Here is a 19,267-nt window from a genome sequence, read left to right on the forward strand (position 1 = left end):
GTATCGATACGAGCAGAAAAAAAAGCAGAAACAGTCTTCTTCCAAACCTTCCCTCAAAGAAGTCAAACTCCGCCCCAATGTAGGTGAGGCTGATTATGGGGTTCGCATTAGCAGGGCGTTGCAATGGTTAGAGAAAGGGGACAGTGTTAAGTTCCAAGTCCGTTTGCGAGGCCGAGAGCATCAACATCGCGATCGCGCTACCGATTTACTGCAGAGAGTGATCGATGATTTAAGTAAGGTGGGTGAGGTTCAAATCTTTGATCGACGAGCGTTGATTGTGCAGCTTGTACCTTCATAAAGCCGACCTTGCCTTCTCTAAATGAAGGCAAGTAAAGAATAAATCAGCATCAGCAATTAGAATTTGGCGGTTGGAGTGTGGATTGTGAAATGCAGCACTCTAACCGCTGACTTATTTGGCTGGGTATTGTTATGGCACTGTCGTTCGAAAGAAGACCCAATCACCATCGTCGTAGCTGGTCAGTTTAGGTTGGGTGTCATTGGGGATTTCAGCATAGCCATGTTTGAGCAGAATGTGTTTAGAGGCTTCGGCTGATCAGGGTTTTGTGTAAGCGGTCTAGAATTCAAACACACTAGGAGACCGTACCATGGCTAGAAAGAAAAAAGTGCCCGAAGTGCAGTAGTTAACCGGAAAAACCACCGTTCTTCAGAAACGCGATCTCAGCGGGTGTGCTAACACGCCCTAGCACGGCATTGCGATGCGGAAATCGACCAAAACGCGCGATGATATCTCGATGCCGATGTGCCGATTTCAGATCGTCCGGGCCTTCAATACGTGCTGTCTCTCGAACCGATATGTCTTGGTCGGACAAGTTCTCGGAATGCATAAGCGGCATGTACAAAAATTGACCAATATCATCGCGCATCCGTCTATCATCGCCGTTTTTCATGAGCCGATGAACTATTGCTAATGCCTTTGCATCACAGGCGTAGGCAGCAGGTGAATCTCGATACAGGTTTCGGGAGAACTGGTCAAGCACGATGATCAATGCCAGGGCAGCATTTGGACCTTGAAACTCCCAATCGTCGCAGCCACCCATCGCAGCACGCTGATGCAAGCGTCCAAAATGGCTCAATATTAATGCGTCGAATGACGGATCTTTGCTCCACCACCGCTCCGGTCCTGCGTCTGCCCAAAAATTCAAGATTTTGTTTGACTCGGTCAGCATGCTTTACTCCTAACCAGGCTTTTTCTGAGCCAAATTGATCTCAACGGGCACGGTGCTAGCGCTTAAGTGCAAAATGTACTCATAGGTATGCAAGATGTCTTCGATTGGGATAGGTACTTGGTTCCCGAAACGTCCTTCAGCAATATCCTCCATGACTTCGGGCGTCGCTACATTGCCTGGATTAACAACCGTTGTACCGATACCATAAGCGCGTAAGGACATATTCAGCGACTGTGCGACGCCCTGCATGCCGAACTTGGTAGCTGTATTGGCAACTTCTGGTGTTGCTGCATTTGGAAGCCCGGAGAGCGCGCCGTTCAAGATAATCCTAGGGTTTTCCGCCTTTGCTAGATTCTGAGCAAGTGCCCGAGCCAGCAAGATGGGGGCAATGAGGTTAACTGAAATGAGCGATCGCACCTCATCTTTAGGGCTAGACACAAAATCATACTCTTCCGTAAAGGCTCCTTTCTCCCAAGCTCCGCCGAGAAACAGCAGCCCGTCTAGGGTGCGATCGCCAACCGCTTCTGCGATACGGTCTATGCCCTGATCTGTTCCGATATCCGCCTCAATCCAGGTACCAGCGATCGCTGGCGATCTTGAAACGCCCAGAATCTCGGCCCCTTTGGACACCAAATACTGAGCGGTTGAACCGCCAATACCTCGGCTTGCGCCGATGAGTAGATAGGTAGGCATAGTCAGGTTTCCTTCTTCAAAACTTAAATGTTTACGATCATGCTAATTTGTGCTTAAAAAGAAGAGAAGTATGCATTTGGGCACAGCACTTGTGCCTGAAAAGACATAATGTTAGCAATTCACAATCAATTACCTGAACTCCTGGCTTTCGTTGAAAGCGTAGAGCTTAATAGCTTCAGTGCCGCTGCACGGGTTCTGGGTACAACGCCATCTGCAATTAGCAAACGGGTTGCAAAGCTAGAGAATCGGCTTGGTATCCGACTTCTACAAAGAACGACCCGTTCGCTTAACTTGACACCGGAAGGCACCACCTATTACGAGGAGGTCGCTAGATTATTGCGAGAACTAGAGGCCGCTGAACAAAGCATCCTCTCAGGCGGTAGGCCAAAAGGAAAGCTCACCGTCAGCGCTTCACTCGACTTCGGCCAGTGGCTGCTGGTACAGTCGATTCCGCAGTTTATGTCTTTATATCCAGAAGTAGAAATCGACTTACGTCTAAGCGATCGCCTGGTTGATCTAGTTGTTGAAGGAATTGATGTTGCTATTCGATTAGGCGACCTAGACGACTCTAGCTTGATTCGTACGCATCTCGGTCATGCCAGCTTCGCGCTTTGCGCCTCACCGGACTATCTTGACGCCCACGGCAGGCCTACAGGTCTGGGTGACCTGCTGCATCACAATTGTTTGTGCTATGTGTTCAATGGTCGTCCGGTTGTCTGGGACTTCTTTGTGAATGAAGCGTGGGAAACCGTTCCAGTTAAAGGGACTTTCAATGCTGATAACGGCGGTGCGCTGCTGAATGCAGCAGTTGCAGGATTAGGGATTACTCGGCTAATGCGATTTCAAATTCAAAAAGAGATTGAAGAACAACAGCTAGAGGTTATTCTTCCTGATCAGTTACAACCGGGTTTTATGGTTCATGCGCTGGTTACTCACAGGCAGCACCTGTCTCCGAGAGTTAGGGCGTTTCTTGATTTCTTGAAGGTTCATTGTAAGCAGGTTTTGGAGATCTCACCTAAGAACACCATGGATAGATATTGAGGTGCGCAGACTTTGGCTTCCTTACGGGTAGGGAATAATTTCTGGAGTTCTGGAACGGTTGCTTTTGCGATCGCATCTCTGTCTTCAGTTGCAAACAGGTAAATCTTGCGACGCTATTGAGGTGAATCGTCCTGCAGGGACTCAGCCAAAAGCTATACTGTTTTCTCAAAGGCATCCCTCTTTTGCCCCTTTATTACAGATTCTATCTGGCCAGAGTGACAAAAGAGGGAGAGTATTGGGTTGCTAGAACAGGCAGAGTTACTGTCCTGAGTCTGTGGAGCCTGGTTAGCAATGGACACCCGGTTCAGAAACAGGCCAGATAGAACAGCCGTTCCCAGCTTTACTTAAGGGCCAAGGACACGAGCGCTTTGCTTAAGGGCTGAGATTTCTGCCGCCGTTTCATCATTTGCCGATTCGCAATAAAGTCAACAGCATGTTTAACGGTTTGGAGCTCTGCCGCTGCTTGCTCTGGAATATGAATATCAAAGACTGCTTCAAGGTTGACCCAAATTTTAGCCAGCTCTTGCTTATTCGCTAACTCTCCAATTCGACTATCCATGCTGACTCGACTGGAGCTGATCTCAGTACATCGACAAATAATCGAGCAAATTTTTATAAAGATGACTCGCGCTGACTCGACCTCGGTGGCCGTGGACACTTTTTGCTGGATCTGCTCATGAGGATTTTGTGGTTGCGCTAATTGGCGTTTGAGGTCGCGAATACGAGCATCAACGAGATCACGCACAATAGGCAGTTCAATTTTATGGCCACTATGGGTATAAATGCGTGTAGCAATTTTCCAAACGATTTGGTCTCGGTTTGATTCCAGCGATGCAAGATCTTGGATGGAAGTGGAAATAGTATTATCCAGATCCGCATTAACCACCATCTTGAGAACGCTCAGTGTATACTCTTCGTCTGCTATTTTCATAACATCCCCTCTAGAACTCAGATCAATAGATTAGAGGCTAGCCATCACTGCGATGGGTGCTCTTCCAACAAGTTGGACCGACCGCTGCAGGTAGCCGCGATTCTTTCCATTGTAAGTGTTGCAAAATATTGAGAAAATCTTGAGAAGACTGCCATTTTGCTTGTTTTCTCTCAGCAGAAGAATATTTTATGCATTTTGATGGGAATTGGGGCTGTCCTTCCCCAGACTGGACCATCGCCTCCACAATCTCTAGAGAAGGCCAATACTGATCTCTTTGGTAGTGGATAAATTTGAGGGTTCGAAAGGCATCAAACCAAACGTGTAAGAAGAATCGAAAATGCGTGAAATCGCGGCATTGTCGAAAGGCTTGCGCCAGTGCGTGATCCACCTTGAGATAAAGTAAGGTTTGCAATAAAGCGTCGCTTAGCGCTTGTTGTTGCCACCACATGTGCAAATGTGTGTGGACCTCAGACGGTTCAGAGCACATGGCCCGCAGCTCATCCCACAACCACTGATCAAGCTGTAGCCAACGGTGTAATGCAATAAAAATCTGGGGATGATACAGGTGCATCGCTTCGTTTCTAGATAGTCGAGCCATAGCAGCCCCTGTCCCAAACGGGACTCGCTGGGAAATCCGGGAAGAGAGCATCACTTCAGGCTGGTTCAAACGGATCACTTTGCCCGTTTTAGCGAGCTTATTGAGCATGTAAAAATCTTCAGCAGCCTGAAGTTTGGGAAATCCTCGCACCATTGCATAGTGAGCCGCATTAATTTTGAGCAAACTCCCAATGGTCTGAAAAGCGTAGGGTGAGCCTGCCTGCGCTAAGGCAGTGACGTAATAACGGAGCGATATTTCGTACCGCACAATATCGTCATGAGGAGGGTGGTGGCAAAACGGGTAAATAGCTACTGCCACATCGGGGGCCAACTTTGGCGTCTCAAAGTAGTTATCAGGAAGCACCACATCCCCATCTGTACAGTGAATCCAGGGGCTATCCACCCTGCCATCTGCAATACAGGCTAAAGCGATATCACCCCCAATTTTACGGGCGAGACCAACCCCTTGTTTGCGGGGCAGCTGTCGCTGAGCGGTACAGCAATCGATCAGCAGCAAGGTGTTGCCTGAGGACTGATGAATAACCGTGCCGGGAGACTGGGGGCTAAATTGTGCCAAAAAGGCTTGAGTGCGCAGAATCGCAGCCGGGTCTGCATCCACCGCAGCATTAACAACGCCAATCGTCAGGGTATGGCTCATGCCAGCGGGGAGGACGGTATTGAGGCAGTTGAGCGCTTCATCAAAGAGGGGAATGACTAAGACATATGCATAGGTTGAATGCAATGCGGTTTGGAGATCCTCTCTCAACTCGCTGACCATGGGTTCGGCATAGCGTTCTAGATAACGATCAATGCCTTGGGCGACCATGAAAGAAGTGCGGGGCAACTGTGCGATCGCACGATACCTTATGTCACCCCTAAGTACAAGTCTCTGCTGATAGACACACCCACAGCACTTTAGATGTGTCCTCAATCACCGTGAAACGTCTCAGACATCACTGAATGACTCAAAACCGGATGGTCTAATACATTCAGTAACAAGTTGATACGCGCTCTAAGCGCCATTCATCATCTATCCTTTGAGGTCAAACCATGTCTGAATTATTTACTGAATTGTCTGATCAACAGCAAGAACTCGTTGCTGGTGGAGCCATTACCACTCTCAATATCAATGCCACAAGCTTCTACTCTGATACTGAGTTGTTGGGTTCTAATGGATTAGCTGCTTCCACTCCGGGTGGTTCAGCTGCTGCAGGTAATATTGCTGGTGCTAACCAAGAAATCTTTACTGATGCCAAGAGTATTCAGTTTGGTGCGGTTGACTAATCTCAACACTGAGTCCAGTCACCAACATTAACGGCAAGGCGACTAAACAGTCGAATGAGTTGGAATGCGTCACTCATTTCTTACGCTCACTCATGAAAGTTTGCACGTTTAGTCGCCCCCAGATTGAATTCAAATCTACTTACTGCGGGGTAAAACCATGTCTGAATTATTTACTGAGCTATCTGATCAACAGCAAGAACTCGTTGCCGGTGGTGCTGTTACTACGCTTAATATCAACGCTACATCCTTCTATTCCAATACTGAGTTGCTGAGCTCTGTCGGGGGTGCCGCTTCAGGCCCTGGTGGTTCAGCGTCCTTTGGTGCCATTGATGCAGCCAATCAAGAAGTGTATACCGATGCCAAGAGTATTCAGTTTGGTGCGGTTGACTAGTTCTCAAGACTAAAGCAATTACTATCGCTCACCCCCATGCTAATGGAGCATAGCTCGATGGGGTAAATCGGTCAGAATCTGGGCCTCGTGGGTTAATAGCGTCTCTAAACGCGGTGAAATCGCTTCGCTGGCACAATATTGCTCCGCTAACGTTAGAAATAAGGTCGCATGCCGAGCCTCAGAATGAGCAATGGCTTGATAAAACCCCTTTAAAGGGCCATTTGGTAGCGCTATCGCAATTTTGGTGAATCGTTCTAACCCTCGGGCTTCGATAATGGCGGCAATCAGCAGGCGATCTAGAAAGTAGTTTTCTGACCCCTTACGGATCAGACTGCGCAGCTGATTGACATAAACATCCTTTTGATCCGGCAGGGGAGACAGATGGCGTTCCCGAATCAGTTTAAAAACATCGCGATAATGACTGAGCTCTTCGATCGCCAAGTCAATCATGGCTGTCACTAAATCCGGCTTGTCGGGATAGTGGGCGGCAAGGTTAAGGGCAACACCGGATGCTTTCTTTTCATTAGCCGCATGATCGAGCAAGAAGGTATTAAAGTCAGCTAAAACAGCTTGCAGCCAGGCTTCAGAGCTGTCACATTTTAGAGGTATCGTCACACCATTTCCCAGGATGAACTTGATCCATTATCGCGATCTTCGGGGAGAATATCGCTTCGCAGTTGGCTAAATATTGTGTTGACGTACCGTACTCTCTACTCGCCTCGATCTATCGAACTATAGGGTATGTGGTCAGCCCTTCGAGGAAGGAGTCGTTATATCACTCAGAGGCTGTTTGAGAACTGAAGAGAATTCAAATTCTCTAGGGTCCAATTATCATAATAAACTGTATTTTTTAATTTTTTTGAAAAAGATTCAAGTGTGTTTCTATCTTGAACTGTAAAGCTTATATAGGGATCTCGTCTAGTGAACACACCCTTAATATTAAATTCATCAAGCGGATGCCCACTAAATGCAATTAATCCAAACGAATCGATTATCTTATTTAAACCCTGCATAAACTTCACCATTTCTTCTAATGACAAGGCTTGCTTGTCAGGATGAATTACTATCAAAACCTCACTAGACTCATTCCCTGAAAACTCTTTAATCACATCCAACAAGCCAGAATCTATATCCAAGCTTTCAGAAAGCTGAAAATCATAAACAATATAGTTAACCTTATTCCCTTGATGAGCTTTCGCAGAAAAAGGACAAATTGGCATATCACCAAAGACAACATTTGGCTGTTCGATATATGTTCGAATATGTTGCCTCATCATATTAATGATTTTGTTACTTTCAATCTGATTCTGATTCATATTAATGAGATTAAAAATTCAAAAAGAGAAATCCGAAATAGATTTTTTAGGCTACACAAGAGTGGAGAAGTTTAGTTTAATAATTCCATGAGAAAACTATCTGATCGATCTAATTCTAAAACGACATATTAACTCATATTTAACATGAGCAAAAGTTAGCGTTGCAACAAATAAATAATCTTCATTTAAAAAATTCTACTGTTCCTAGAATTCCTCAACCTCTTCTCATCAGTGTCAGCCAATAGTAGAGTCTAACTTATACTGAGGAAATAAATTTTGGATAGTCAATACTTATCCATAGAGAGAAACGTTTGTAGGCCTGAGTTGTTCACACCATAAAACGTTTGGTATCTACCAGAATCTTCATCCACATTCGCCATAGATTTCTTCTCGGCTACTAGCTGTGTTGGAAAGAATTGGTATTTGTGGAAATGGAGTAGCAAAATACTGCTCCATTGCTTGGACTCTATTAGTGAGGTCTAATGATGCTTGCTGATCAGCTTTGGGCTCAACAACAACCTTGACAGCAACATCGGTATTTTGAAGTGCTGTGTCGATATTGAGATGCAATAGGGAGCGTGTCACCTTTTAGAAAGGAAAATAAATTCTCTAGTTTTACATGTCTCAACCACTACGAAATCAATGGGCTTGAGCGCAGTCTGAATATTCTCTCAAAAAGGTGACACGCTCCCGATGCAATATACCATCTGTGCCGATATGCTCTTGGGTGATAAATTCTTGTGCCATGCCAATATCTCCTTCTAATTGTCACTAATCAGTTCTCCCTTGGCCCAAAAAGATTGCACCTTTTGCCACCCTCGCTTCGATTGAGGGCCAAGATATTGCTCTATCTTTTCAGGTTTACCCATGCCAACCACATTGGTATTATGCAAATCCTCTAGCAAACCAACGGTGACTGATTCTTGGACCTCGTCATCCCCGTCATCACACCACATTTCAACAACTCTGAAAACCTTTACCAATTCTGCTTTTGAACTATTCTCTATTAATTTGGTTATATGCCTCGCTAAATCACTGAACACGAGATAGATCGGTAGTGGTTCTCTGCCATCATTCCATTCTGCTAAAAACGCATTCCAAACAGGTTCAAAGGTTGGAGTCGCCTGAAGCATCGGGTCCATCATCTCAGTTCGCATAATCAACCCCCAAATCTCCTGGACAGTTTTAACTGGCCTGCTGCAACCCTGCCTGCCAAGGTAAAGGCAGCTGCTTCAAACTCAATCCTTCCTCAAAAATCTGCTGAATCGGATACATCTGCCCATCCGTCGTCATAAACTGATGTTCCGCCGTTGCCTGAATCTTCGAACCATCCGCCAAGGTGTATTCAAACACCTCCTGCTGCCCTCGATGATGCCACTGGGCAATCGGTTGCGTATACAGATGCCCCCGCTCATTAATCGAAAACACCTGACACTCAATCTGCTCCTGCACCACCTGACCAATGGGCAGCCAACCATACTCCAACGTCAGCACTGGCGTGTCATAACTCAGGCAATATTCCGCAAATAACAGCATTTGGTCAAAGAGATTTTCGGAGACCTTCTTATCGACCCCTTTTTCAGCAGCACCCTCAATAAAGATCTCGCGGTGCTTCTCCATCTCCGCCATTTTCTTTTTACCCATGGCCCGCCGCAGCAAATCGGCTTGCCCTAGAGAATATCCAGCCATATCCTGAGCAATCTTCATGATTTGCTCTTGATAGACCATAATGCCGTAGGTTTCTTCCAGAATCGGCTTAATCAGATCATGGGGATAGTCAATACTTTCGCGACCATGCTTGCGGTTAATAAACTTAGGAATCAGTCCCGCATCAAGCGGACCCGGTCGATAGAGGGCCAGAATCGAAGAAATATCCTCAATATTGGAAGGCTTTAGATCTTTCACCACCTGCCGCATCCCGGACGACTCTAGCTGGAAGACCCCTTCCAGTTCCCCGCGCGCTAGGAGCTGGAAGGCTTCTGGGTCATCCATCGGCACCCGATCCACATCCAGGTCGAGCTGGCGATTTTGCTTCAGCAGATCCGTGGTTTTTTGGATCATCGTTAGGTTCTTGAGGCCCAAAAAGTCCATTTTCAGCAGGCCCAGGGACTCCAGATCCTCCATAAAGTATTGGGTAATCACCGCCCCGTCGTTATTGCGCTGCAAAGGCACAATCTGATCCAAGGGTTCCGAGGCAATCACCACCCCCGCCGCATGCACCCCAAAGGTTTTGTTGGTGCCCTCAATGCGGATGGCCATATCCAGCCAGCGACGCACAATCTGATCTTTATCGTATTTTTCCTTAAACTCTGGGGCAGGCGTCTCATCGGAGATCATCACCTTCAGCTTCGTGGGTTTACCCCGCGCCACCGGAATCAACTTCGCCATCCGATCTGCTTCCCCATAGGGGATATCCAGCACCCGCGCCACATCTTTGAGCACCGCCTTGGAGGTCATGCGGTTAAAGGTAATAATCTGAGCTACCCGATCTTCGCCATATTTACGGGTCACATAGTCAATCATGGCGTCCCGCTTTTCGATACAGAAGTCCGTATCAATATCAGGCATGGACTTCCGTTCTGGATTGAGGAAACGCTCAAACAAGAGGCCATGGTGAACGGGGTCAATATTAGTAATCCCCAGAGCATAGGCCACCAGGGAACCCGCCGCACTGCCCCGCCCCGGACCTACAGGAATATTGTTGTCGCGGGCATATTTAATGTAATCCCATACCACCAAGAAATAGGTGGAAAAGCCCATCTGCTGGAGCATTTCCAGCTCATATTCCAGGCGCTCTTTATAGGTATCGGTGATTTCAGACCGCTCTTTGCAGTTACAGCGATCCAACAGGCCATCCCAGGTCACTTCTTCAAGATAGGTTTCTGCTGTATAGCCCTCAGGCACGTCGTAGTCAGGACTTTGGGGGTCTCGAAAGATATCGTAGGTTTCGATCTTGTCTGCGACTTCTAGAGTGGTTGCGATCGCATCCGAAATCACGTCATCCGTCAGATGATCCCGAAACATCAGGGCCATCTCATCCGCAGTTTTTAGATACTCCGTGCCGCTATAGCGCAGCCGCTTGTCTTCGGTGATCAGCTTGCCTGTCTGGATACAGAGCAGGGCATCATGGGACTCCACGTCATAGCAAGAGATAAAGTGGGAGTCATTGGTAGCGATAACCTTAATATCCAGTTCCTGGGCAATCCGCACCAGCTCCACGTTCACCACCCGATCTTCCTGGGAGCCGTGGTCTTGAATTTCTAGATAATAGTCATCGCCAAAAAGCTCCTTGTACCACTTAGCAATCCGCCGAGCGATATCCGGCTTTTCTTTCATAATCGCCTGGGGGATTTCTCCCCCTAAGCAGGCGCTCGTGACAATCAGTCCTTCATGGTGCTCTTCTAGCAGGTCTTTATTAATACAGGGTCGAGAGAAGATACCCCGCCCCTGAACCCCATGCAGGCTAGAAATCGTGGTGAGTTTAACCAGGTTTTGGTAGCCCTTCTTATTCTTCGCCAACACCACCTGGTGATAGCGAGGCCGACGCTCCTGCTTGGTGATATCGCCATTGATCACGTACATTTCGTTGCCGACAATCGGCTTAATTCCCTGCTTCTTGCAGGTCTTAATTAAGCCAATCGCCCCATACATAACCCCATGGTCTGTCAAGGCAATGGCGGGCATATTCAGTTCCACAGCACGAGATACCAAATCCGGCAGCTGACTGGCTCCATCCAAGAGACTATAGTCACTGTGAATATGTAAACCCACAAAAGACATAGGCCACTTCCTTGCTAAACCTGGCTATAGGGTAACGGATTGCGATTCCAACGACTACAGTCCTGACATTATTTGTGATTGACCACTGCATAGGGGTTTCCCCGTCACCTGCAGCAGCTAACCTGGAGTTGGGTAGAATAGAGTTTATACAAATAAATTAAGATTGCACTTTTATAAAAGTTAATCCATAGGGGTCAAGCCTCTGTTAAGATTTGTTTAACTGTCTTCTCCGCCCCCCGATGTAGCATGAATCTGAAAGCTACAGTCTCACCGACCGATCTCGAACTGCCTATTTGGCTACAGGAATGTATGCTGGAGGTCGATGGTGCTGAAGACAAGGATGGCATTGCCGAACAAACCCTGATCTGTCGCGCCTTTAATTTTGGCTACCAACTCCATGAAGGCCAACGACGGGCCTCCGGAGAACCCTATATTGCCCACCCCGTATCCGTCGCCGAGCTGCTCCGGGATTTAGGCGGTAGCGCAGCCATGATCGCCGCTGGCTTCCTCCATGATGTCGTCGAAGATACAGACGTCACCCCCGAAACCATCGAAGCGGAATTTGGTCTAGAAGTTCGCCAGCTAGTAGAAGGCGTCACCAAGCTTTCTAAATTTAATTTCTCTACCAAAACCGAGCGGGAAGCCGAAAACTTCCGGCGCATGTTCTTAGCCATGGCCCAAGATATCCGGGTGATTGTGGTTAAACTCGCCGACCGTCTCCACAATATGCGGACCTTAGAGCATTTGCCCCCCGCCAAACAGCGGCGCATTGCCCAAGAAACGCGAGACGTCTTTGCTCCTCTAGCCAACCGCCTCGGGATTTGGCGGTTCAAGTGGGAATTGGAAGATCTCGCCTTTAAGTATCTAGAACCCGATACCTATCGGCGCATGCAGCAGCTGGTTGCCGATAAGCGCACGGATCGGGAAGAACATATTGAGCAAGCGATCACCATTCTGCATGATCGCCTGGAACCCATTTGTCCGAATCACCTGGAAATTTCTGGCCGCCCTAAACATCTGTTTAGCATTAGCCAGAAAATGGAGCGGCAACAGAAGGAATTTCATGAAATTTATGATGTCGCCGCCGTTCGGGTAATCGTCAAAACCAACGAAGAATGTTACCGCGCGTTAGCGGTGGTCCATGACTGTTTCCGTCCCATCCCTGGACGGTTCAAAGACTATATTGGCTTGCCCAAATCTAACCGTTACCAATCGCTCCATACCGTTGTCATTGGCTTAGGGGGGCGGCCTCTGGAAGTGCAAATCCGCACCGAAGCCATGCACCATATTGCCGAGTATGGAATTGCCGCTCACTGGAAATATAAAGAGTCTTCCAACCAGCCGGGGAAAACGGCTTGGAGTCCCAATGACGAAAAATTCACTTGGCTGCGTCAACTTCTAGAGTGGCAAAGTGACCTCAAAGACGCTCAAGAATACCTAGACAACGTCAAAGACAATTTATTTGACAGCGAAGTCTATGTGTTTACCCCCAAAGGCGATCTAATTGATCTCACCCAAGGGGCCACCCCTGTCGATTTTGCCTATCGGATTCATACGGAAGTTGGCAACCACTGCTTTGGGGCTCGCGTTAACGGACGCATGGTGACCCTCGATACCCCCCTCGATAATGGCGATATTGTCGAGATTATGACCCAAAAGAGTGCCCACCCGAGTCTGGATTGGCTCAATTTTGCCGCTAGCAACGCCGCCCGCAACCGCATTCGGCAATGGTATAAACGGTCCCACCGAGAAGAAAATATCTTGCGCGGTCGGGAAATGTTGGAAAAAGCCTTGGGTAAAAAAGGCTTCGACGCTCTACTCAAATCTGAGCCGATGCAGATAGTTGCCAATCGATGCAATTATCAAACACCTGAAGACCTACTGGCCGCCCTTGGCTATGGGGAAGTGACCCTAAATTCAGTCGCTAACCGCCTGCGGGAAACGATTCGTAGCCAACAAGCTGATACCGAGCCCACAACCTCAAGTCTGACGGATGTTAATTTACCCACCCAAGCCAGTCCCAGACCCCTTCCTAGTTCCAGTGACTCGCCGATTACCGGTGTGGAAGGGTTGGTCTACCATATGGCAGGCTGCTGTCATCCTGTTCCAGGTGAGCCGATTATCGGGGCTGTCACCCTGAGTAATCGGGGTATCTCAATTCACCGTCAAGGCTGCAAGAATATTGGCAATATTCCAGGCGATCGGCTGATTCCTGTGAGTTGGAACCCTGCCCATCAAACCTCACAAGGCCGTCGATACACTTATCCTATCGAAATCCAAATTGAAGTGATTGATCGGGTAGGCATTCTTAAAGATATTTTGACGCGCCTGACCGACAGTAAAGTCAATGTCCATAATGCCCAAGTCAAAACCTTCCCCGGCCAAACGGCGGTGATTAATTTGGGTCTAGATATCGAACATTGCAATCAACTCGACCAAATGTGTGCGCAAATTCGAAAAATGAGTGATGTCCTCAAACTCAGACGTCTTAGTCAGATCGAGGACTAAAGCACCGCTACTCGTACTGGTGATCTAGGCAGCAATAGTGGCATGATCAGGGTAAGCATAGGCTATGATGGAGCGAAAATCGCCATTTTTTTAGAACCGTAACGCCAAAACCACCCTAAGCCTTCAGTAATTATTAGTACTGGATAGTACTGTGTTAACCTACTGAACAAGCAATCCAGGCTCATCGGTGATGGGTTCCATTGGTTTAAAGCGTTCAGTTCAACTCTTAAAATTGGGGGGTATATGAATATGCAGTTAGTCACTCCGAAATTTGAGAATATCTAGATGATTGGACAACCAGAATTTGTCGAAAACCCTGAAAATCGTTGCCCCGTTATATTATTAGTCGATACGTCCAGCTCCATGACTGGAGCACCGATGGAGGCTTTGAATAGTGGCTTAGAAGCCTTCAAAGAAGCGGTCCTCCAGGATGAGCAAGCCGCATTGCGAGTGGATGTCGCCATTGTCGGTTTTGGGCCAGTGGAGCTTGTTCAAGATTTCGTCACCATCGATCAGTTTATGCCGATGCAACTCGAAGCCCATGGTCTGACACCGATGGGAGAAGCGCTCAGTTATGCCTTGGATCTACTGGAAAATCGCAAGACCACCTATCGCAACAATGGCATCCAATACTACCGACCTTGGGTCTTTCTAATCACAGACGGAGCCCCCAATACCGACTCTCCTTGGCAACAAGCGGCAGAACGTCTTAAGAATGCCGAGGCTCAACGCAAGCTATCTTTCTTTGCCGTGGGCGTGCAGGGAGCAGATATGTCCATCTTGAATCAGATTGCCCCACCTGAACGTCCACCGCTGATGTTGCATGGATTGGATTTTCGATCCATGTTCCTCTGGTTAAGTGATTCGATGGTGCGCGTGTCCAGCAGCACCGTTGGGGGCGATATGGTCGCTTTACCTCCCGTTGGTTGGGGACAAATTGCAACCTAACAGATCTGGGATGATGTCCATCAAGATACTGCCATCGTATGAGGTATCTGCGGATTCGATATCATCCCCTTTCTTATCGTTATTCCCCCATCCCGAAAGGAGAGGCTGTGGCCTGGAGAGCAATCGTTCACTCTGCAATTGGTACCCGTCACCAACAGAAGCAATTACCTTGTCAAGATTATGGAAGTTACGTGCTCCAAGGAGACACGATTATTGGTGCTGTTGCGGATGGCGCAGGGAGTGCCAAATTCTCTGATGTTGGTGCCCAGCTCGCAGTTAAAACGGCCTTAAACACTCTGGGACAACAGTCAGACGAATGGTCTGCCATCGACGTTCAGAGGATGAATGCTGAGGCTAATCTCTTTTTTACAGAGATGATTCAAGCGGTTATTGCCGCCTTACACGCGGAAGCAGAGACAGGTGAGTATCATGTCCGCGAGTTAGGATGTACATTATTAAGCTTCATTGCGACACCTCACTGGCTCGCTTGCATGCAGATTGGCGATGGTTTCATTGTTACTCAATCAGAACAAATGGATTCCTTTGACCTCCTATTTGAACCCAGCAAAGGGGAATATATCAATGAAACGGTGTTTGTCACAAGTGAGGATGCCGTAGCGTATATGCAGGTATCTGTGCGTGCTGGACATCATCCTTTTGTCTGTGCAGCGACAGATGGCTTAGAGAAAGTTGCCATTCGTTTTCATGATTGGCAAGCCTTTGCCCCGTTTTTTAGACCTTTTTTAGAGTGTCTGCGCAGTGTTTCAGCCGCAGAAGACCGCCAAGCTTACCTAGAAGCATTTTTAGAGTCGGATCGTTTGAATGCCAAGACCGACGATGATAAAACCTTGCTGCTGTGTCTGGATGGACAAGAGGCAGACGCATGAAGGTTCTCAAGGGCCAGGTGTCTGGGCAGACGCTATCTCTCACTAAAAAAATTGCGAGTAGTGGCGAAGGCACGGTTTGGACCACCAGCCGAAAAGGTTTCCTGGCCAAGTTATACCATGAGCGCAGTCCTGAACGGTTTCAAAAATTGCGAGTGATGATCGCCCATCCACCGCAAGATCCCATGCAGGAAAAACATCATGTATCCTTAGCCTGGCCTCAAGATATACTGGAAAGCCAACAAGGCCAGCCCATGGGCTTCTTGATGCCCGAAATTGGCGAGAGTGTAAAGCTGTCTACGATTTATAATCCCAGGCTACGCAGTCGGAAAGCGCCTCGTTTTAACTGGTATTACCTGCATACCGCAGCCTTAAATATCGCATCGACCATGGAAGCGATTCACCGAGAAGGCTACGTTGTGGGTGATGTCAAACCACAAAATATATTGGTGAACAGCCAAGCCCTGATTTCTATCATCGATGCCGACTCATTTCAGGTGCAAGATCCTCATACGCGCGAGGTGTTTCGATGCTTAGTGGGATCAGAAGGGTTTACGCCTGCTGAGCTGTTGGGGAAAGATTTAGCCAGTGTGGACCAAACCGATGTTCATGATCGATTTCGGTTGGGTGTGATTGTTTTCCTACTTCTGTTTGGCGATCAGCCTTTTAAAGGCAAGTGGATTGGTCGAGGGGAGTCTCCTCAACCCACATCGCTGATTGAAAAAGGCTTCTGGCCCTATGCCCCTCAAAGTTTGATTCGGCCGGGTCCCAACACAATTCCGCTATCCATTGTCCACCCGCAGTTGCAGTCCTGTTTTCATCAATGTTTTACCCAAGGGCATACCCATCCCCATCTGCGACCTTCTGCTCAACAATGGATGCAAGCACTACAAAAAGCGGTTACGAGTCTTAGTACCTGTCATTTAGAGTCAAATCATCTATACAGCCAAAGTTATGGTCATTGTTACTGGTGCGATCGCAAATCTAAATTAGGGGTTGATATCTTTAGCCCGAAGCCAGTGATTCCCAAGCCTGCACCTAAACCAAGTCAGGCCAAACAACCCAACCCCTGGGCCAAGCCACCTGTCAGTGCCAACCCAGCTTTAGCTGCCGCCTATGCGCAACGGATGCAGCAATTACAAAAAATGCAAATTCCTCACTCAAGGATCACGCGTTCTATCCTCCAAATGCCCTTAGGACAGCGGAAAAGCTGGCTGCCTTCTATTTCTAATTCAGTCTTGGGAATGATTCTCTGTGGGTTCAGTTTCCTCGGATTGGGCTTACTCCTAGCTCCAGAACTCACCCCTCAGAATTTTACTTATTTATCCACCTCCACTGAGCGGGCCGCCAAACAATGGCTGGCCTCTAAATTAGGTATTGCCTCCCATGTTTCGACGCTCAATCAACCGGGTATCAGCCTCTCTGCAGACCCGTCTAATGCCCAAAAAGGCCATTGGGATACCATTACTACGTTATCCATTAGCCCTGACAGCAATACCCTCGTGAGTGGGAGTAGAGACTTTACCCTCAAAGTGTGGGATTTAAACACAGGCCAACTCCTCAACACGTTATCTGAGCACTATGAACCCGTCGTATCGAGTCATATTATCGATCAGGGAAAGTCGTTAATCAGTAGTAGTGTGAGTGGCAAAGTCTTGCAGTGGGACCTGTCCACCGCATCACTCAGTAAAAATTTTGTGAGTTATGCTGCCATGCGACCTGCAGGTGGTGTGCGGGCAACGGTGATTGACCCAAACACGCAAGTGATGGCCAGTAGTGCTTGGGGAGGCTCCATACTACTTTATAATCTCCAAACTGATAAAGTCATCCGCATTCCTTCACAACTGATGGCCTCTGAGCAAGCCATGGTGATCAGTCCCGATGCGAAATCCTTAGTGACCAGTAATAGTGATGGCCAAATCCAACAGTGGGCGGTGAGTACTGGGAAGTTGCTGAGGCGATTACCCAACACCCAAGGTTGGCAATCCTCTGAACTTACGAGTGCAATTGCCCTCAGCAACCAAGGCAAAACATTAATCACGGGCAGCTGGGGAGGAGCGATTGGTCTATGGGATTTTCCAGCAGGTAGATTGGTCAAAACCCTTAATGCCCATGAAAAAATGGTCGCAGCGCTGGTGGTTAGCTTTGATAACAAGCTGTTTGTAAGTGGTGGCGATGATCGGCAGATTAAGATTTGGGATCTAAAAACAGGTAAACTCCTAAAAACCTTAACGGACCATCAAGAGGGTATTTCTGCCTTGGCCATTAGCCCTAATAATAAATGGCTCGTGAGTGGGAGTAGAGATCGCAGCATCAAAATCTGGAATCTACAGACCGGAAAATTAATTCGCACCCTGCTCAACCCATAAATGGCGACCGGGGAGCCTGCAGGGAACCCAGAACTATCGACCTTGCAGATAATTGACAATACCCTGAGCGATGGCTTCAGCAAGGCGCTGACGATGGGCTGCAGTCCTTAATTTCGCTGCATCAGTACGGCCCGTCACAAAACCCAGTTCGACGAGAATCGCTGGCATCGATGTTTTTCGCAACACATAGAAACGCGCTTGTCGAATTCCCCGATCCGAGACGGAGACAGAACCACGAATACTCGAATGAACAGCCCTTGCTAAGCGGTATCCCGTCGCATAGTAGTACGTTTCCAAGCCGTTGATATCGGGGCGACTCATGCTAATGGCATTGGCATGAATACTGACAAAGGCATTCGCCCTAGCTCCTTCTGCTTTCGAAACCCGTGGCGGCAAGTCCACTTCGCGATCGCTTGCCCGCGTCAATACGGCATTAATCCCGCGCTTGCGCAACAAATTATGGACTTGGGTGGAGACATCCAAGACAATCCGCTTCTCTTGTAATCCGCCAATGCCAACTGCGCCTGGATCAGCCCCGCCATGCCCCGGATCAATCACCACCACCTTAGCCCCTGATTTAACGGGCTGGGACACAATGGGTCCAGGAGAGGAAATGGAAGGCTTAGGAATTTTGGGGGGAGGGACACTAACGGCAACCGTGCGGCGAGAGGATTTCTTGGCATCCTTGAGGGGGAAAAATTTGGGGAGTTGAACGTACCAACGGTTAGGAGCAATGCCCCGAACCAAGACGCGGCGGGGACTCAAGGTAAACTTTGAATTCAGCTCAACCACAACGCGCGTGGTACTGCGACTATGCTGGGCCACCCGTACTTCTCGCACATACCGACTGATTTTGCGACGGGCTTTCAGTTTGCGAAACGTGGTATTGGGCAAATCAATCACCAAACGGGTGGGATTCATCACCACTTTAGCGCGCGGTTTGATGGCTGAATTCGTAATCAAATCAATGCGGCTTTGACTGGGATTAAATTTCCAGTAGGTGAGTTGTCCTGCCGAGGCACTTTCAGCCCATCCCACCATACATAAGGCGAGGGGTAATAGCCAGCTTGCTTTCACAGCCTTTCCATCCCAAATACGTCGTTCAGCAGGTAACTCTCTCTCTCAAATTATGCTTGGGGTAAATCACGAAGGATTGAACTAATGACTGATTTGAGCCGGTTGATGTTTCCAGCACGGGTCATCCTCCGTTTGAGTCTTGGAGTTTATCGCTCGCCATCATCATGGATCCTCACCAAAGATGCAAGTTTTTGCGATCGCTGACGGATCAATACGCATCAATAAACACGCTGAAACTCTCTGCTGATATACCTCAAAGAA

General features: G+C 48.0%; 17 protein-coding genes. 8 read left to right on the forward strand and 9 right to left on the reverse strand.

Features of this window, described 5'->3' with window-relative positions:
- Positions 1-298 (forward strand): translation initiation factor IF-3 (gene infC, locus Q0986_RS12030; protein WP_299410416.1); only part of this gene is annotated, 298 nt, incomplete at its 5' end.
- Between the two features lie 343 nt (positions 299-641).
- Here the strand turns inward: infC and Q0986_RS12035 are convergent.
- Complete coding sequence (locus tag Q0986_RS12035; protein WP_299410418.1) at positions 642-1,187, reverse strand: DUF924 family protein; 546 nt, start codon at positions 1,185-1,187, stop codon at positions 642-644.
- Between the two features lie 9 nt (positions 1,188-1,196).
- Positions 1,197-1,880 (reverse strand): SDR family oxidoreductase, encoded by a 684-nt coding sequence (locus tag Q0986_RS12040; RefSeq protein ID WP_299410420.1) that lies wholly within the window; start codon positions 1,878-1,880, stop codon positions 1,197-1,199.
- Positions 1,881-1,988: 108 nt separating this feature from the next.
- Here Q0986_RS12040 and Q0986_RS12045 point away from each other — a divergent pair, with 108 nt between their 5' ends.
- Positions 1,989-2,921, forward strand: a complete 933-nt coding sequence (locus tag Q0986_RS12045) for a LysR family transcriptional regulator (RefSeq protein ID WP_299410423.1) — start codon at positions 1,989-1,991, stop codon at positions 2,919-2,921.
- Positions 2,922-3,261: 340 nt separating this feature from the next.
- Here the strand turns inward: Q0986_RS12045 and Q0986_RS12050 are convergent, their stop codons facing one another.
- Both Q0986_RS12050 and Q0986_RS12055 read right to left on the reverse strand, forming a co-directional pair.
- A complete protein-coding gene (locus tag Q0986_RS12050; RefSeq protein ID WP_299410425.1) occupies positions 3,262-3,852 on the reverse strand; it encodes a hypothetical protein in 591 nt (196 codons plus the stop codon).
- 37 nt (positions 3,853-3,889) lie between these two features.
- A complete protein-coding gene (locus Q0986_RS12055) occupies positions 3,890-5,293 on the reverse strand; it encodes a hypothetical protein (RefSeq protein WP_299410427.1) in 1,404 nt (467 codons plus the stop codon).
- Between the two features lie 206 nt (positions 5,294-5,499).
- Between Q0986_RS12055 and Q0986_RS12060 the strand changes: the two genes are divergently transcribed.
- The gene (locus tag Q0986_RS12060; RefSeq protein ID WP_299410430.1) at positions 5,500-5,733 is read left to right on the forward strand and encodes a CTB family bacteriocin; all 234 of its coding nucleotides are present in this window, start codon (positions 5,500-5,502) and stop codon (positions 5,731-5,733) included.
- 157 nt (positions 5,734-5,890) lie between these two features.
- On the forward strand, positions 5,891-6,124 hold the full coding sequence (locus tag Q0986_RS12065; protein WP_299410433.1) for a CTB family bacteriocin: 234 nt from the start codon (positions 5,891-5,893) through the stop codon (positions 6,122-6,124).
- A 39-nt stretch (positions 6,125-6,163) separates the two neighbouring features.
- Here Q0986_RS12065 and Q0986_RS12070 read toward each other — a convergent pair whose 3' ends face one another.
- From Q0986_RS12070 to Q0986_RS12085, 4 genes are all read right to left on the reverse strand, one after another.
- Positions 6,164-6,739, reverse strand: coding sequence for a tRNA-(ms[2]io[6]A)-hydroxylase (locus Q0986_RS12070; protein WP_299410436.1), 576 nt, complete (start codon positions 6,737-6,739; stop codon positions 6,164-6,166).
- 164 nt (positions 6,740-6,903) lie between these two features.
- Entirely contained in the window at positions 6,904-7,440 is a 537-nt protein-coding gene (locus Q0986_RS12075; protein WP_299410439.1) for a hypothetical protein, read from the reverse strand.
- 761 nt (positions 7,441-8,201) lie between these two features.
- Positions 8,202-8,597: a hypothetical protein gene (locus tag Q0986_RS12080; protein ID WP_299410441.1), complete on the reverse strand. Its 396-nt coding sequence runs from the start codon at positions 8,595-8,597 to the stop codon at positions 8,202-8,204.
- Positions 8,598-8,625: 28 nt separating this feature from the next.
- Entirely contained in the window at positions 8,626-11,220 is a 2,595-nt protein-coding gene (locus tag Q0986_RS12085) for a DNA polymerase III subunit alpha (protein WP_299410444.1), read from the reverse strand.
- A 246-nt stretch (positions 11,221-11,466) separates the two neighbouring features.
- On the opposite strand from Q0986_RS12085, the gene Q0986_RS12090 reads away from it, so the two are divergent.
- The 4 genes from Q0986_RS12090 to Q0986_RS12105 all read left to right on the forward strand — a co-directional run bounded on the left by Q0986_RS12090 (position 11,467) and on the right by Q0986_RS12105 (position 17,929).
- Positions 11,467-13,728 (forward strand): bifunctional (p)ppGpp synthetase/guanosine-3',5'-bis(diphosphate) 3'-pyrophosphohydrolase, encoded by a 2,262-nt coding sequence (locus Q0986_RS12090; RefSeq protein WP_299410446.1) that lies wholly within the window; start codon positions 11,467-11,469, stop codon positions 13,726-13,728.
- Positions 13,729-14,013: 285 nt separating this feature from the next.
- The gene (locus Q0986_RS12095) at positions 14,014-14,676 is read left to right on the forward strand and encodes a VWA domain-containing protein (RefSeq protein ID WP_299410449.1); all 663 of its coding nucleotides are present in this window, start codon (positions 14,014-14,016) and stop codon (positions 14,674-14,676) included.
- Between the two features lie 107 nt (positions 14,677-14,783).
- Positions 14,784-15,563, forward strand: a complete 780-nt coding sequence (locus tag Q0986_RS12100; protein ID WP_299410452.1) for a PP2C family serine/threonine-protein phosphatase — start codon at positions 14,784-14,786, stop codon at positions 15,561-15,563.
- The gene (locus Q0986_RS12105) at positions 15,560-17,929 is read left to right on the forward strand and encodes a hypothetical protein (protein WP_299410454.1); all 2,370 of its coding nucleotides are present in this window, start codon (positions 15,560-15,562) and stop codon (positions 17,927-17,929) included. Before Q0986_RS12100 ends, Q0986_RS12105 begins: the two co-directional genes overlap by 4 nt.
- Positions 17,930-17,962: 33 nt before the next feature.
- Here Q0986_RS12105 and Q0986_RS12110 read toward each other — a convergent pair whose 3' ends face one another.
- Positions 17,963-19,006 carry an N-acetylmuramoyl-L-alanine amidase gene (locus tag Q0986_RS12110; RefSeq protein ID WP_299410456.1) on the reverse strand — a complete coding sequence of 348 codons (1,044 nt, stop codon included), beginning with the start codon at positions 19,004-19,006 and terminating at the stop codon, positions 17,963-17,965.
- Positions 19,007-19,267 lie beyond the last annotated feature (261 nt).

The organism is Acaryochloris sp. IP29b_bin.148, from assembly GCF_028285565.1.
GTDB lineage: Bacteria > Cyanobacteriota > Cyanobacteriia > Thermosynechococcales > Thermosynechococcaceae > Acaryochloris.